The sequence below is a fragment of the Paenibacillus odorifer genome (assembly GCF_000758725.1).
GTDB lineage: Bacteria > Bacillota > Bacilli > Paenibacillales > Paenibacillaceae > Paenibacillus_AQ > Paenibacillus_AQ odorifer.
This window is the reverse complement of record NZ_CP009428.1, coordinates 4,121,146-4,137,157: the sequence shown is the minus strand read 5'-3', so window position 1 is coordinate 4,137,157 and position 16,012 is coordinate 4,121,146. Positions and strand designations below refer to the sequence as shown.

At 43.9% G+C, this 16,012-nt stretch carries 17 protein-coding genes; all 17 read left to right on the top strand.

Annotation, left to right across the window (positions count from 1 at the left end):
* Positions 1–21 precede the first annotated feature (21 nt).
* Entirely contained in the window at positions 22–291 is a 270-nt protein-coding gene (gene fliQ / locus PODO_RS17945; protein WP_036688516.1) for a flagellar biosynthesis protein FliQ, read from the top strand.
* 9 nt (positions 292–300) lie between these two features.
* Positions 301–1,086, top strand: a complete 786-nt coding sequence (gene fliR, locus PODO_RS17940; RefSeq protein ID WP_036688514.1) for a flagellar biosynthetic protein FliR — start codon at positions 301–303, stop codon at positions 1,084–1,086.
* Positions 1,087–1,108: 22 nt separating this feature from the next.
* On the top strand, positions 1,109–2,203 hold the full coding sequence (gene flhB / locus PODO_RS17935; protein WP_036688512.1) for a flagellar biosynthesis protein FlhB: 1,095 nt from the start codon (positions 1,109–1,111) through the stop codon (positions 2,201–2,203).
* Between the two features lie 18 nt (positions 2,204–2,221).
* Entirely contained in the window at positions 2,222–4,255 is a 2,034-nt protein-coding gene (gene flhA / locus PODO_RS17930) for a flagellar biosynthesis protein FlhA (RefSeq protein WP_036688509.1), read from the top strand.
* Positions 4,252–5,646, top strand: a complete 1,395-nt coding sequence (flhF, locus tag PODO_RS17925; RefSeq protein WP_038571958.1) for a flagellar biosynthesis GTPase FlhF — start codon at positions 4,252–4,254, stop codon at positions 5,644–5,646. The genes flhA and flhF overlap by 4 nt, the downstream gene beginning before the upstream one ends.
* Positions 5,643–6,524 (top strand): MinD/ParA family protein, encoded by an 882-nt coding sequence (locus PODO_RS17920; protein WP_038571955.1) that lies wholly within the window; start codon positions 5,643–5,645, stop codon positions 6,522–6,524. The genes flhF and PODO_RS17920 overlap by 4 nt, the downstream gene beginning before the upstream one ends.
* 33 nt (positions 6,525–6,557) lie before the next feature.
* Entirely contained in the window at positions 6,558–7,889 is a 1,332-nt protein-coding gene (locus PODO_RS17915) for a protein-glutamate methylesterase/protein-glutamine glutaminase (protein ID WP_038571952.1), read from the top strand.
* Between the two features lie 34 nt (positions 7,890–7,923).
* The gene (locus PODO_RS17910) at positions 7,924–9,996 is read left to right on the top strand and encodes a chemotaxis protein CheA (RefSeq protein ID WP_038571949.1); all 2,073 of its coding nucleotides are present in this window, start codon (positions 7,924–7,926) and stop codon (positions 9,994–9,996) included.
* A 27-nt stretch (positions 9,997–10,023) separates the two neighbouring features.
* Positions 10,024–10,485, top strand: a complete 462-nt coding sequence (locus PODO_RS17905) for a chemotaxis protein CheW (protein ID WP_036688501.1) — start codon at positions 10,024–10,026, stop codon at positions 10,483–10,485.
* Between the two features lie 36 nt (positions 10,486–10,521).
* Positions 10,522–11,115, top strand: coding sequence for a chemotaxis protein CheC (locus tag PODO_RS17900; protein ID WP_370510568.1), 594 nt, complete (start codon positions 10,522–10,524; stop codon positions 11,113–11,115).
* On the top strand, positions 11,108–11,605 hold the full coding sequence (locus tag PODO_RS17895; RefSeq protein ID WP_036688499.1) for a chemotaxis protein CheD: 498 nt from the start codon (positions 11,108–11,110) through the stop codon (positions 11,603–11,605). Before PODO_RS17900 ends, PODO_RS17895 begins: the two co-directional genes overlap by 8 nt.
* A gap of 2 nt (positions 11,606–11,607) precedes the next feature.
* Entirely contained in the window at positions 11,608–12,018 is a 411-nt protein-coding gene (locus PODO_RS17890; RefSeq protein WP_370510564.1) for a hypothetical protein, read from the top strand.
* Positions 12,019–12,108: 90 nt separating this feature from the next.
* Entirely contained in the window at positions 12,109–12,897 is a 789-nt protein-coding gene (locus PODO_RS17885; RefSeq protein ID WP_036688498.1) for a FliA/WhiG family RNA polymerase sigma factor, read from the top strand.
* 29 nt (positions 12,898–12,926) lie between these two features.
* Positions 12,927–14,330, top strand: coding sequence for a flagellar assembly protein A (locus tag PODO_RS17880; RefSeq protein WP_038571946.1), 1,404 nt, complete (start codon positions 12,927–12,929; stop codon positions 14,328–14,330).
* A gap of 51 nt (positions 14,331–14,381) precedes the next feature.
* Complete coding sequence (locus tag PODO_RS17875; RefSeq protein ID WP_036688496.1) at positions 14,382–14,696, top strand: hypothetical protein; 315 nt, start codon at positions 14,382–14,384, stop codon at positions 14,694–14,696.
* Between the two features lie 49 nt (positions 14,697–14,745).
* Positions 14,746–15,324 (top strand): hypothetical protein, encoded by a 579-nt coding sequence (locus PODO_RS17870; RefSeq protein WP_038571941.1) that lies wholly within the window; start codon positions 14,746–14,748, stop codon positions 15,322–15,324.
* A complete protein-coding gene (locus tag PODO_RS17865) occupies positions 15,321–15,977 on the top strand; it encodes an endolytic transglycosylase MltG (RefSeq protein ID WP_038571938.1) in 657 nt (218 codons plus the stop codon). The genes PODO_RS17870 and PODO_RS17865 overlap by 4 nt, the downstream gene beginning before the upstream one ends.
* Positions 15,978–16,012: the final 35 nt, after the last annotated feature.

The following is a 16,012-nucleotide window of genomic DNA, read 5'->3' as shown; positions in this document are numbered from 1 at the left end:
CCTAAAGAGGAGGCATGAGGGATGAGTACGGAGTTTATAATCGGGCTAGCAAGCCAAGCCGTATATTTAGTGCTGGAAGTCAGCGCACCCATGCTGATTCTTGGTCTGGTGGTAGGGCTAATAATCAGTATTTTTCAGGCTACGACACAGATTCAGGAACAGACGCTAGCGTTTGTTCCCAAAATCGTCGCAGTGCTATTGGCTTTATTGCTATTTGGTCCGTGGATCATCACGAAGCTGATTGACTTTACAAGCCAAATTTTGGGTAATCTCTATATGTATATTGGTTAATCAATGAACATGGAGACCATACTGCAAAGTTTACCCGTCTTTTTGCTTATTTTTTGTCGAATAACCGCTTTTTTTGTTGTCGTTCCTGTATTTTCTTCACAAGGAGTCCCGACAACCTTTAAGATTGGCATTTCTTTTTTTGTAGCATTGGTTGTCTTTAGTGCTAACGGAACAGGGCTTACGATCCCGCAGGATTTCAGTTATATTTTGCTGATTGCCAGAGAGGTATTAATAGGATTATTGCTAGGTTTCGTTGGATATTTGATGTTTATGGCGATTCAGACAGCAGGTTCATTTATTGATATTCAGATTGGCTTCGGTATTGCTAATGTTATCGATCCTATGACTGGAACGTCTGCACCAATTCTTGGTAATTTCAAATATATGATAGCCCTGCTAATGTTTCTGAGCATGAATGGTCATCACCATCTGCTAGATGCTATTGTGTACAGTTATAAATGGGTTCCTATGAATAACGATTTATTTCTAGGCATGATTGACGGTAGTTTATCAGAGTTTCTGGTTCGAACATTTGCTCAGTCCTTTGTACTCGCTTTTCAAATGTCGGCTCCTTTAGTAACTGCGCTGTTTCTGACTGATGTTGGCCTTGCTTTCTTGGCGAGAACGGCTCCGCAATATAATGTATTTGTTATTGGGGTTCCGCTCAAAATCATTATAGGTCTTGCACTGCTTTTAGTGCTGATGCCTGGTCTGGCTGTGCTGTTTCAGAATCTCTTCGATATCATGTTCGAATCCATGGAGAATTTATTGAATCTCATGGGGAAGAGTCCGTAGGTGACCGTAAGGGGAGCGTATTATGCCTAAGACGAAGCGGTATAGACTGGATCTTCAACAATTCGCCGGTGAAAAGACGGAAAAAGCAACCCCGAAGAAACGGCAAGATGCTCGTAAAAAGGGTCAAGTAGCCAAAAGTGCTGAGCTATCCGGTGCAGTTGTATTGTTATCAGCAGTAGTTAGCTTGATGATGTTTGGTGGTTTTATGAAAGAACGCTTCATGAAGCTATATATGGATGTATTTCAGAATCAAATGACACTGGAGGTTACTCCTGAGAATATAACGCTGCTATTTAATCAATATGGACTACAAATACTGATTTTGCTAGCTCCATTACTTGGAATAGTTTTTGTTATGGCGCTGGTAAGCAATCTGGCGCAGGTGGGCTTTATGACCACGGGAGAGGGGATCACCCCTAAATTCAGCAAGCTTAATCCGATAAAAGGGTTCAAAAATATTTTCTCCATGCGTTCGTTTGTCGAGTTCCTGAAATCCATATTTAAGCTTCTAATTATTGCTTATCTGGTATATAGCACTTTATGGGGAGAAAAGAAGAACTTTGCATCCCTGTCGCATATCAGTGCGGAGGGGATTTTTAAATTTGCGGCCAAGCTGACGATGAGTCTTGGTTTGAAAATCGGGGCTGCCCTATTGGCTATGGCTTTTCTGGACTACATGTATCAGAAGTACGAGCATGAAAAAAGCCTGAAAATGTCCAAGCAGGATATCAAGGATGAATACAAAAAAATGGAGGGTGACCCTCTAATCAAAGGTAAGATCAGGGAACGCCAACGTAGAATGGCCATGCAGCGTATGATGCAGGAAGTTCCAAATGCGGATGTAATCATTACGAATCCTACGCACTTTGCTGTTGCGCTTAAATATGACGGTACCAAGATGGAAGCGCCGCAGATTATAGCAAAGGGTCAGGATTATGTAGCACTTCGCATCCGGGAGCTGGCTAAAGAGCACGGCGTCGTGACTATGGAAAACAAACCGCTGGCACGGGCATTATTCCAAAGGGCAGAGATTGGAGATGTCGTTCCAAATGATCTGTTCCAGGCTGTGGCTGAAGTGCTGGCATATGTATATAAGCTTAAAGGTAAGAGGAGATAAGGCGGGGGGGTTAGGACATTGAAAGCTAAAGATTTAACAGTTTTGCTAGGCATCATCGGGATCGTGCTTATGATGATTCTGCCTATCCCGTCCTGGCTATTGGACGTTTTGCTTGTTATTAACATCTCAATCGCATTAATTATCATTCTGGTTGCTATGAATACGAAAAATGCACTCGAATTTTCAATTTTTCCTTCACTGCTCCTAGTAACCACACTTTTTCGTCTGTCACTTAACATCTCGACTACAAAACTGATCCTGACTTACGGAGATGCCGGTTCAGTGGTATCTACTTTCGGTAGCTGGATCGCTGGCGGACAGATTGCGGTTGGATTTATCGTGTTTCTGATTTTGGTAGTAGTACAGTTTATTGTTATTACCAAAGGTTCAGAGCGCGTAGCTGAGGTAGGCGCTAGATTTACCTTGGATGCGATGCCCGGTAAACAAATGAGTATTGATGCCGATCTTAACGCAGGCATGATTAACGAAACCCAGGCACGTGAGCGCCGGCGTAACGTAGAACGCGAAGCGGATTTTTTCGGAGCCATGGACGGTGCAAGTAAATTCGTTAAAGGAGACGCGATTGCGAGTATTATCATCTTGCTGATCAATCTCATCGGTGGATTTATTATCGGTATGATGGTTCACGGGATGGACTTTGCTACTGCGTTATCCACTTATTCTGTATTGACCATCGGGGACGGTCTTGTCAGTCAAATTCCAGCTTTGCTTATTTCGACAGCAGCCGGCTTGATTGTTACTAGAGCTTCTTCGGAAGGTAATCTTGCAGAAGAGCTGACAGGACAGTTGTTGTCCTATCCGAAATTGTTGTATATTGTCGCAGTTACGGTAGCTTTTCTTGGACTCTTTACACCCATACATATGATTACAACGCTCCCATTGGCCGGATTGCTGGCTTTTGCAGCCTACCGTATGGGACAAAATTTAAATAAGAAACAGATTGCCGAAGAGCAACTTGTTGAAGAGAAGCAGATTGAAGAGGTACGAAGTCCGGAAAGTGTCATTAATTTGCTGTCAGTTGATCCCATTGAATTCGAGTTTGGTTATGGTCTTATTCCTTTGGCGGATACAGGTCAGGGAGGCGATCTGCTAGATCGTATCATCATGATTCGACGGCAATGTGCCCTAGAAATGGGTCTTGTAGTACCTGTTATTCGCATTCGCGACAATATTCAACTAAAACCGAATGAATATGTCATAAAAATTAAAGGAAATACAGTTGGCGGTGGTGAATTATTACTTAATCATTACCTTGCAATGAGTCCAGGATATGATGATGAATCTATAAACGGTATTGAGACCATCGAACCATCCTTTGGGCTTCCAGCATTATGGATTGATGAATCGGTTAAAGAGCGGGCTGAATTGTCCGGCTATACTGTAGTAGACCCTCCATCTGTTGTCGCAACACATCTGACGGAGTTAATCAAACGTCATGGACATGAGCTGATAGGAAGACAAGAAACTAAGATGCTGGTGGACAACCTTAGGGATAATTATCCAGTGCTCGTCGACGATCTTATTCCTTCCGTATTGGCGATTGGGGATGTGCAGAAGGTTCTTGCTAAGCTGCTTCGTGAAAAAATATCGATCAGAGATTTGGTTACGATTTTTGAGACATTGGCGGATTATGGGACATACACCAAGGATCCTGATATTCTCACTGAATATGTTCGTCAGTCCTTGTCCAGACAGATTACCCAGCAATTCTCACAAGTAGGAGAGACGCTGAAAGTCATCACGGTGGGGCCTAATCTTGAAAAGAAAATTTCCGAGAGTGTGCAGCAATCTGAACAGGGAAGTTATTTGGCACTAGATCCAACTTCGACACAAACGATCTATCAGCGGTTAAGTGAACAGATTAATCGATTGCTGCAGACAGGGCAACAGCCAATAGTGCTCACATCACCAACCATTCGTATGTATTTGCGGCAGGTGATTGAACGAACGATGCAGGATATTCCTGTACTGTCTTATAGCGAGCTAGAGCCTAACATTGAAATACAAAGCGTCGGAGTGGTGAATTTATGAGAGTGAAGCGTTACGTGGTCGATTCGATGCCTGACGCCATGCTTTCCATTCGCAACGAGCTTGGGAGCGAGGCCGTCATTTTAAGTACAAAGGAAATCAAAATCGGCGGATTTTTAGGGTTATTTAAGAAGAAAAAAATAGAAGTTGTAGCAGCAGTAGAAAAGGCAGAGAAGAATAATGTTCCAAAAAAGCCGGCTGCGCCAGCGATGAACATTCCACGGAGTGCAGTACCACAGGCTTATCAAAAAGCTTCATCTGCTTCCACTACACCTTCAACACCTTCTATACCTTCCGTACCTTCTGTTTCATTAGAAAAGCCAGAAGAGTCACGGACGTTTGCAGAGATTGCTGCAGCCTTATCGGAAGCTATCAATGTACAAGAATCGATAGCCAAGCATCCGGAGCCAGAACCTGAGCAAAAACTTCCTGAATTAAATCTGGAAGATGCACCTTCTATATCAGCGTTGTATGAATCATTAGGATTAGAACAATCGCCAGAGGTTGCCACTGCTCTCGAAAATGATGTTCTTCGTGAGATTAGAGATATGAAGCTCTGGATGGAGCGAATTGCCAGACAATCCTCAGGTGGAAGAGAACTGCCAGACAGTCTGCAGGAGCTACGGGATCTTTTATTAGAGCAAGAAATGGATGCTGTGCTTGTTGAGGAATGGATCAGTAACATCTCGGAACGTTGGGTGGATGAAGGGCGTACTTGGGGACCAGAGAAATTTATGGGATCTCTTAAAGAACAGATTGATGGTTTCCTGACGGGACGAATTGCTGATGGAATTGCCCGGGATACTCAAATTGTATATATTGCAGGACCCACTGGAGTTGGAAAGACCACAACCATAGCTAAGCTTGCGGCAGAACAGCTATTTAAGCACGGACGCAAGGTAGGTTTTATCACCTCCGATACGTATAGGATCTCAGCTGTTGAACAGTTGCGAACCTACGCTGCTATCCTCAATGTTCCACTGGAGGTTGTCCAATCGCCAGGAGATTTGCAAAGAGCACTCTTTCGCTTGGAGAGTTGTGATCTAGTATTAATGGATACAGCTGGCCGAAATTATCGCAATGATATGCTAGTAGCAGAACTGCAAAGCTTGCTTGCGAAGGAATTGAGAAGTGAAACCTATCTTGTGCTTAGCCTGACCTCGAAAAGCCGTGATATGAAACTTATTGCAGAGCATTTCGGCAGATATAGGCTGGATAAGGTTATTTTCACAAAGCTGGATGAGACGGGGAGTTACGGCCCGCTCTTTAATGTCCTGAATGACTTCCCGCTTACCTTGTCTTATATGACCGATGGTCAAAATGTTCCTGATGACCTGCTTATGGCTACCAAAGGACAGCTGAGTGAGTTGCTTCTTGGAACAGGTGAAACATGATGGATCAGGCACAATCCTTAAGACAGCTTGTATCCAGTCAGGATTCTAAAGTAGCTGTAAGAGGGGGATCATCCGCCAGGATCATTACGGTGTGTAGTGGTAAAGGGGGCGTTGGTAAGTCGAATTTTACACTTAACTTCGCTCTAACTTTAAAGGCTATGGGCAAACGGGTTTTGCTGTTCGATGCAGATATCGGCATGGCTAATATAGATGTGTTGATGGGCGTATCGGCGAGATATAATCTTTATCATTTGTTAAAAAGAGAAGCGGATATCGAGCAGATTATTCAATACGGTCCGAATTCGCTCCCTTTTATAGCAGGTGGCTCTGGAATGGATGAGCTATTCACGCTTTCAGAGTCTGATCTTGATTATTTCACAAATCAGATAACACTTATCGCGGACAGCATGGATTATATTTTGTTCGATACTGGTGCTGGATTATCTAAGGAAACGATGAAGTTTATAACTTCTGCCGACGATTGCCTAGTGGTTACTACACCAGAACCAACAGCTATCACAGATGCATACGCATTAATGAAGGTTGTGAATCGTTCCTATCCTGAGACTTCCTTTAAATTGATTGTGAACCAGGCAGGTGATGAAAGGGAAGCCATAGCGACAAGCGATAAGATCCGAATGGCCGCCAGTCGTTTTTTGCAATTAGATATTTCTTATCTTGGTCATATAAGCTCAGATGCCCATGTAGTGCAAGCTGTCAAAAGGCAAACGCCATTCACATTGGCTTTTCCAAACAGTATTGCTGCAAAAGATATACATCGGCTTGCCCTAAGTTATTTGACCATTGATTCTAAAAAGACCACAAAAGTCCAAGGGATTAAAGGCTTTATCCATAAATGGTTAAAGCGGAGTAAATAGTTGTTCTGAATTTGGGACAGAGGTGGAAATGATATGAAGCCATATAAAGTATTGGTTGTTGATGATTCGGCATTTATGCGCAAGATCATTTCCGATTTAATTGAAAATGACGCTGACTTTCAGGTGACGGCAACAGCAAAAAACGGTCGTGAGGCTATCGAAAAAATCAATGAGCTTCGTCCAGATCTGGTTACTATGGATGTAGAAATGCCAGAAATGAACGGCCTGGAAGCGCTGAAAATAATAATGGCCTCAGACCCTCTGCCAGTGATTATGCTGTCAGGGATCAATGAAGAGGGTATGAAGGAAACCATTCTTGCACTGGAATGGGGCGCTTTTGATTTTATTCGTAAACCTTCGATTACCAACTCTCAGGATATCATGGGAGTGGGAGAATCCTTAAGGGAACAAATGAAAGAGGCTATGATGGCCCGGGAGCAGCGAGAAGCACGTGCTTCTGCATTTAAGTTGCCAGACATACCGCCAGTAGAAGTCGTACCGCCAACTGTACCGAGAGTGATGCCCGGCAAACCCAAGGTAGAACCTAAAGCTTCACTCAAAAATGAAGTGACCAAAAAACCGCGGGTGAAGCAGCCGTTAGATCATACTGTTCCTAAAAGAGCAGCCAAACCATTAATCTCTACTCCACCACCTTTATCAGAAAAGAGTAATGCAAGGTCAAGAGTAGAGAATAACGCTACCCCACTAAAACCGTTGCCTAAACCTAAAGTGGAAGTGTCTTCTGACGCTCCTGCAAATCCTCAGGTCCGGAAGTATGGGAGTAATGATCTACAAAAGTTGGTTGCTGTGGGGTGCTCTACAGGTGGACCACGTGCTTTAAAGGTATTTCTGGAGAAGATTCCTGAGGATTTTCCAGCGCCTATTGTTATCGTGCAGCATATGCCGCCTAACTTTACCAAATCACTAGCTCAGCGACTGAATACCTTCAGCCCGTTAGAAGTGCTTGAAGCTGAGCAGGGGATGATATTGCAAAAAGGAGCTGCTTATATAGCACCTGGAGGCTATCATTTACAAGTTGTCCCATCCTCTAGAGGGCAATATGCGGTTGTACTCACAAAGGAAGAGGCGCGTAATGGCCATCGACCTTCTGTGGATGTTTTATTTGAATCATTGCTGCCGCTCACATCGTTAGAACGTCATCTGTTACTAATGACAGGGATGGGTAGTGACGGGGCAAGAATGATGAAGTCCTTATACGACTCTGGGGTAACCTCAACCTTTGCTGAAAGCGAAGAAACTTGTGTCGTATATGGAATGCCGCGATCTGCGGTGGAATTACAGTGCGTCCAGCACGTACTGCCTTTGCAAGAAATTGCTCCAAGGCTGGTGCAAGCTGTTAAATAACAGAAAAGCGAACTCAAAGGGGAGGTGCTCACTGATGGACATGAACCAATATTTATCCATGTTTATTGATGAGTCGAACGATCATCTGCAGTCATTGAACGAGAGCATGATGGGGCTGGAAGCGAATCCTGAGGACATTAGTATTGTGCAGGTAATATTCCGCTCTGCACATACCTTAAAAGGTATGGCAGCAACTATGGGCTTTGAAGATTTGGCTTCACTCACACACCAAATGGAAAATGTTCTTGATTTGGTACGCAACAACAAACTGCGCATGCAGGATTTCATTTTTGATACGTTGTTCAAAAGTTTGGATGCCTTGGAGTCTATGGTTGAGGATATTACGGGAGGAGGCGAGGGTAAAGCGGATGTTTCGTCTATCGTCTCCTCCTTACAGGCTATAGTCCGGGGAGAGATTCCTGTTGCGGGTGGTGAGGCAGCTTCTGTCTCAGGACCTGCTGCACAAGCGGTTGAAACCCCGATTCATTTAGATGAGTTTCAATTTTCTGTTCTAGAACAGTCGATTCAAGAAGGACATCAAGTATTATATGTGGACGTAACCATTCGCAAGGATTGTCAGCTTAAGGCAGTACGTGCATATATGGTGTTTGATCTTTTGGAGCGTTCAGGTGAAGTGGTTAAATCCTTCCCATCCGTTCAGGATATTGAACAAGAGAAATTTGATCAAAGCTTCTCTCTCTATTACATAACTCAAAAAAGTGCTGATCAAATTCAGGCTATGATTCTAAATCTGTCTGAGATTGACAAGGTATCGGCAGTAGCATTGGATCAAGATTCTCTGCAACAGCTGGGTCAGGAAGCAGCAGCAGCCTCTGAAGTGGCAGCCACGACTACTGAGGCGCCAGCAGCAGCTGTACCTGCCGCTTCTGCCGCTAAACCACTGCCAACCAAAGAAGAGGGTAACAAACCTGCAACTCACAAAACAGGTGGGGCACCGTCACGTACCATTCGTGTAGATATTGAACGTTTGGACGTGTTGATGAATTTATTCAGTGAACTTCTTATCGACCGTGTTCGTTTGGAACAGCTGGCTTCTGAGGTTCAAAACGGTGATCTCACGGAAACGGTTGAGCATATGGGCCGGGTAAGTGGAGATCTCCAGAATATTGTAATGAAGCTGCGGATGGTTCCAGTAGATACAGTATTTAACCGATTCCCACGTATGATTCGTGATCTAGCCAAGTCACTAGACAAAAAAGTAGATCTTATCATCACCGGAGCAGAAACTGAGCTAGACCGTACGGTCATTGATGAAATCGGTGATCCGCTGGTGCATTTATTGCGTAATGCAGTTGACCATGGTATCGAATCTATTGCAGATCGTGTTGCTGCTGGTAAGTCGGAGACCGGAACGGTCTATTTGCGGGCTTTCCACAGTGGTAATCACGTCTTTATTGAGATCGAGGAAGATGGAACAGGGATTTATCCAGAGAAGGTTCTGAAATCTGCTGTGAAGAAGGGTGTTATAACACAAGAGCAGGCAGCCAGTATGTCGGATGATGAAGCTTTTCAGTTGTTGTTTGCACCAGGTTTCAGTACAGCAGAGGTCATTTCTGATGTTTCAGGCCGCGGGGTAGGGCTGGATGTAGTGAAATCTAAGATATCTTCTTTAGGCGGCAATGTAACGATTTATTCGTCTCCAGGTAAAGGAACTAATTTCTCAGTGCAGCTGCCTCTTACTCTATCTATCATTGCTGCAATGCTTATCCGTTTAGGCTCTGAGAAGTATGCCATTCCTTTGACCTCCATAGTGGAAACCGGAATTGTGAAGCAATCCCAGATCCGTACAATTCATGGCAATAAAATGGTGGAATTCCGTGATTCGCATATTCCACTGGTTTCTCTTAGCCGCCTCTTCTCGGTGCCTGATTATGATGAGAGTACTGAAGAAGAAACAGAGATCGTGGTTGTGCGTAAGGGAGAAAGGCTAGTTGCCTTAGCGGTACAGGATTTTATTGGCCAGAACGAGATTGTGATTAAGAATCTGGGTAAATATTTGCCTGATGTACAAGGAATATCTGGCGCAACCATTCTTGGTGATGGTCAAGTAGCACTTATTATTGATCCCAACGCTTTTATTAAATAACTAGGATAGAACAGGGAGGTTCATTCCATGGCTGAAGATATTAAAGTGATAGTGTTCAAATTAGGCGTAGAGGAATATGGAATTGAAGTTGAGAAGGTACAAACTATTGAGCGCATGATGCCCATTACTCGTGTACCTAAGACCTATTCATTTATCAAAGGTGTAATTAATTTACGTGGTGTTGTTATTCCTGTAATTGATTTACGGGGCCGTTTCGGCATCGAAGAGGCTGAACACACCGATCAGACAAGAATCATCATCGTATCTGTTAATGAAATGGAAGTAGGCTTCATTGTAGACTCTGCAAATGATGTTATAGATCTGAACAGAGATTCTATTGATACACCTCCTGATGTTGTTGGCGGCATCAAGGCGAAGTATTTGGATGGGGTGGCCAAGATTGGAGACGAGCGCTTACTGATTATGCTCAACTTGTCAGAAGTGCTTAACAAAAGCGAAATCGTTCAATTAGAAAGCCTAGAGGGCTAACCTGTGGAATTATTTAAGCACTATAAGGATTTCAAAATGGATGTGCTTAAGGAAGTTGGGAACATTGGAGCTGGAAATGCAGCCACCGCATTATCACAGCTCTTGAACAAGCCGATAGATATGGCTGTTCCTAAGGTACAGCTCCTTAACTTTGAAGAAATTACTGATAAAGTTGGCGGAGCCGAAGAACTAGTATATGCGGTGTTTCTACGTGTGGAGGGTGAAGCTCCAGGTAACCTGTTTTTCATTCTGTCACCAGAAGCGGCAATGAACTTGCTTAGTCGTATTGCAGGCATTGAGCTGTCGAGTGATGAAGAGCTTGGAGAAATGGAACTTTCTGCGCTAAGCGAAATTGGCAATATTTTGGCAGGTTCGTATCTTTCTTCTCTAGCAGACTTCACCTCACTTTCTATGTATCCAACGGTTCCGGCCCTTGCTATGGACATGGCTGGCGCCATCCTTAGCTACGGTCTGCTGCAATTCGGGCAGATGGGGGACGATGCATTGTTGATCGACACTACCTTCTTTGAGGGGAAAAACGAAATTGAAGGGCAATTTTTCCTTATTCCCGATCCGGAATCATTCCCGAAAATCTTCAAATCGCTAGGAGTTCCTTTTGAAAATGATTGAAGAACAAAGCATTATTAAAGTAGGGATGGCGGATCTTAACGTTGGCAGCCAAGATAGTTTAATTCGTACCACAGGTCTTGGCTCCTGCGTGGGATTAACATTGTTTGACCCTGGAAAAAAGCTCGCAGGGATGGCGCATGTGATGCTCCCATCATCTGAGATTGCTAGGGAAGGGCAGTTAAACATCGCTAAGTTTGCAGATACCGCAGTGCCGGAGCTCTTATCCCGTCTGCTAGAGCTTGGGGCGGTTCGGAGCCGGATCGTAGCCAAGATGGCCGGAGGTTCACAAATGTTTGCCTTTGCCGGGGGGAGCGACACCATGAGGATCGGGCCTCGTAATGTTGAATCTTGTAAACTAGCACTTGAAAATTTAAAAATTCCGTTAATCGCAGAAGACACAGGCGGCAATTATGGCCGTACGATAGAAATAGCCTGCAACACTGGTATATTGTTTATTCGCAGTGTGCAAAAAGGCGCTAAGGAACTATAATTATGAATATGATTGGAAACATTTTGATAAACTTGGTGTCGGGTTTGGTAGGTTTCATATTTACCTTTTTTGTAACCTACAGTAACAATGTATTGGGTACTAGTTTATTAAGAAGCCTAATTGCATTTATCATCTGGTTTCTGCTTGCTTTTCTCTTAAGATGGGTATTGGGTTTTATTATGATTCAAACATCGCCTCCGGATGAAGTGGACACTGGCGGTGAAGAACTTGGGGCGAAGCTGGACATCAGCACCCCTAATGAGGATGAAGAATTAATCAATCTACTAAAACCGAAGCCAGGACAAGGAAACGAAAATAGCGAGGGATTTAAGCCTCTTACACCTCCTAAGCTAGTTTCGATGAAGGATCCTGAAGAATTGGCCAAGGCCGTTCGTCACCTGAAAGAAGAATAAGTGAGGGCTGAGGCGGAATCGGTGATCTTATTGGAAGGTACATTTCGCCGCGAATGCTCGCTGACTAAACTTTGGGAAGGGTGAAAGCTATTGAACGAGCGTAAAGCTTCTCAATTGGAAACTGACGAGCTATGGGAACAGTGGAAAGAACACAGAGACCCTGAAGCCAAAAAGAAGCTGATAGAGAGTTATCTCCATATTGTTGATTATGTATCCAGTCGTTTGGCTGTGGGATTACCAAAAAATGTATCAAAAGATGATTTAGCCAGCAATGGGGTTATGGGACTAATTGATGCGATTGAGAAATTCGACTACAAACGAGGATTGCAATTTCAGACCTATGCGTCCTGGCGTGTGCGTGGTGCGATATTAGATTCATTACGCCAAAGTGATTGGGTACCTAGATCCGTTCGGGAAAAAGCTAAAAAAATCGAGGACGCTTATCAGCAGCTGGAGCAGAAGCACTTAAGGTCAGTTAGTGACGAGGAAATGAGCCAATACCTTAATATTAGTGAACTGGAATTTCAAAATATGTTGCAGGATGTGGCTGTGATGTCACTTTGCTCACTGGAAGACCCGATTCGTGAAGAGGAATCAGAGACCCGAATGTCCATACTGGTGGACGATAAAGCTAAGAATCCGGATAGCAAGGTAAATGAATTCTACTTGCGCGAAGCGCTCACCAAAGGTATTGAGAAATTAACGGTGAAAGAAAGGACCGTTGTGTCCCTTTTATATTATGAAGATTTATCTTTAAGTGAGATTGCTGAGGTCATGTCGTTATCTCCTTCAAGAATTTCGCAGTTGCATTCCAAAGCTATTTTGCGGCTGAGGGGAACGCTCGAGAAGAACCGTGATCTCCTTATGCAGAACGATTAACCGTTAGCGGTGACAAGGGGGAGCAAAATTTGATCGGTCAATATGCTTTGAATCAGTACTTGAGTATAACTTTTTCGGAGGACAAAGGAATCGCGTATTTGCAGTTCTCCAAAAAGGATGAGAATTTTTCCTGCTCATCTACAGAACTGGAAGCCTTCCTGCACAGTCACAATATTCGCTACGGTATCAAGAGTGATGTTGTCGAACGTATTAGTAGTCATCCTGAGGAGTTTTTTTGGAGTAAAGTTCCGATTGCTGCAGGTTATCCTGCTGTGCATGGCACGGATGGACGAGTTATGCTTACAGTAGATCTGGAAGAGGACCGCAAACCGCTTGAGAAAGCGGATGGTAAGGTCGACTACAAGGACTTGGTCCGGCTTCGTAATGTGCTTAAAGGAAAGTTAATAGCTAAAATTATCCCTGCCCAGCCTGGAAAGCTAGGGATGACTGTAACTGGTGATGAGCTTGCTTTCAAGGCTGGAAAGGAAGCTCATTTTAAAATCGGGAAAAATGTACTCATTGATAATGACGGCACTTCGATGTATGCAGCGATTGATGGACTGGTAACGTTAACTGATAACGGGAAAATCAATGTGTTTCCTGTATATGAAGTGAATGGTGATGTGGATTACAGCACTGGAAATATTGATTTTGTAGGTACAGTCGTCATACGCGGGAATGTCCTTTCAGGCTTCACTGTAAAGTCTGCCGGTGATATTCGGGTTGTAGGCGGCGTTGAAGGTGCAGAGTTAATCTCTGGGGGTTCCATTGAAATTACTGGTGGAATTATCGGATATAACAAAGGCCAAGTTACTGCTGGGAAAAGTGTGAAGGTTTCTTTTATTCAAGATGGAAACGTAACCGCTGGGGAAGATGTAATTGTTTCTCAGAGTATTATGCATTCCAATATACGTGCGGGTAGAGATGTTATCTGTAACGGCTCTAAAGGTTTGATTGTGGGTGGAATCGTTCAGTCTGGAGAAAGAGTTGTAGCACGAACTATAGGTAACACCATGTCCACTGCGACTGTGATTGAGGTAGGCGTGGTTCCAGAGCTTAGAAATGAGATTAACGAGCTTCGTCAAGAGTTGCGGCAGCTGCTGGAGAACGAGGATAAAACCTCTAAAGCTTTGTATCTATTAAATCAATTGGCTACTAACGGTCAGCTCCCTGCGGATAAAGTGGCGCTTCGCGTCAAATTAAATGCTACTAAACAATCCCATCAACGTGAAGAAAAAAGAATTAAAGAACGAGTGCTAGAGATAGAAAGAATGTTAGAAGATACAGGTAGAGCGAGAGTTGAGGTTATCAAAACCATTTATGGCGGTTCAAAGATCATGATCAGCAGATATACCCGATTTGTTAAGGATGCTACGGAGCGGGTTGTGTTTATTTACAGTGATGGGGATATATCTTTAACGCCGTACAATTAATCGGGCGGGCAGCATTTGCGGCCGGCCATTACTTGTGAGAGAAGGGTTAAGATGAGCCTAAAACCGGTAGAACTGCAAATTGCTTTGCCTCGCACCACGGAGGCGGGCAAGCTTCAGAATGAATCTCAGCAACGTCCTGCTATCGACCAACATCAATTGGCTGGGCAAAATGTAAAACAAAGTCAGGAATTGGCCATGCGGAGCACTGAAGTGGATGAGTCTTCTGAATCAGCTTTACGGGATGGCGGTGGAAAAGGCAATCCTCATTCAGGTGGAAATTCTTCTTCAGATAAACACTCGAACTCGCCTGCAACCCGTGATGCCGAGCATCCTTACAAAGGCCAACGCATTGATCTAAGTCTTTAATAAGAATCCACATGAATCTACATCTGAAATGTAAAAGGAGATAAGGCACTTGCAACCATGGGTTTATATTGTGCTAGTAGGTGTCGCTGCTATTCTTTATGCCCTTTTACTTCCCGCACGTGTAAAGGAAGGAAAAGCTAATCAGCAAAGCCTCAAGGAAACAGAGGCTGCGCTTGAGCTATATATGGCAGACATAGAGCGCGAGAATGAGGAACTGGTACAATTAGTTAGTAGTATTAAACAACAATCGCAAACTAATCATAATTTACTGCAGGGACAGGTTAATGAATTACAGAGTCAAGTGGTAGAGTTGCAGAACAGCTCTTTAAAGCTAGAAGCACGAGTGGCCGAGGAAGAGAAGGGTTTGAAAGAACTTGCAGTGACGGTTGAACAAGGTTCGAAGGTTAAAGTTGGTGTTAACGAAGATACGTCTCTGCCAGCAGAGATGAGTTCAGTGTCGCCAGATGTGAAAGCGAAACCTATTAGTTCGATAAAATTACGTTACCCAAGATTGTTTGAACTGCATGAGCAGGGCAAATCGATAGACTCCATTGCCAAGACGGCTGGACTTCAGCGAGGGGAAGTGCAACTGATTCTGCAACTTGCCAAACAGGAGGAATCGGTATGATTAAGAACCGTTCATTCTTGTTCGGACTAGGCACAGGACTAATTACTGGCGCTTTATTACTTCAGTTAATGATCTCCGGTGGAGCGGCTCCACTTACCAAAGAACAAGTTCTACAGGGTGCTGAAAAATTGAATATGAAAGTCATCGATGAATCTGCAGAATCTGCCTCGGGGGAAGCTGAGAATGATAATAAAGAGGAAATCACAGAGACCGAGGGATCGACAGTAGTAAGCAAGGAGAACATCAGCCCCTCTGCGCCGGCTGCTGCAGCCTCCCCCACGCCGGTAGTGTCACCTACAGTACCTGAGAGCTCTGATAAAGCCATTGCGCCAAACAAGCCATCTACGCCTACTGACGGGAAGGTTGAGCAGCCAAAGATCACTCCAAAGGCTAGTGCCGCTCCAACCGCTGTAGCACCTGTAACGCCTAAAGTCACAGCAAATGCTAGTGTTTCTGTTCGAATTCCATCTGGCAGCACATTGACCGCAACAACAGATATTTTAGCGAAGGCTGGCGTCATTAAGGATAAGTCTACTTTTCTAGAGGCTGCAAACAAACGAAAGATTAATACGAAAATTCAATCCGGTTCTTATAGCTTTAATAAGGGAGAGAGTATTGACTCCATAATAGAGAAATTAATAACTTTAAAGTGATCGTTGCATACACTGAGATAATATGGTATAGTAAT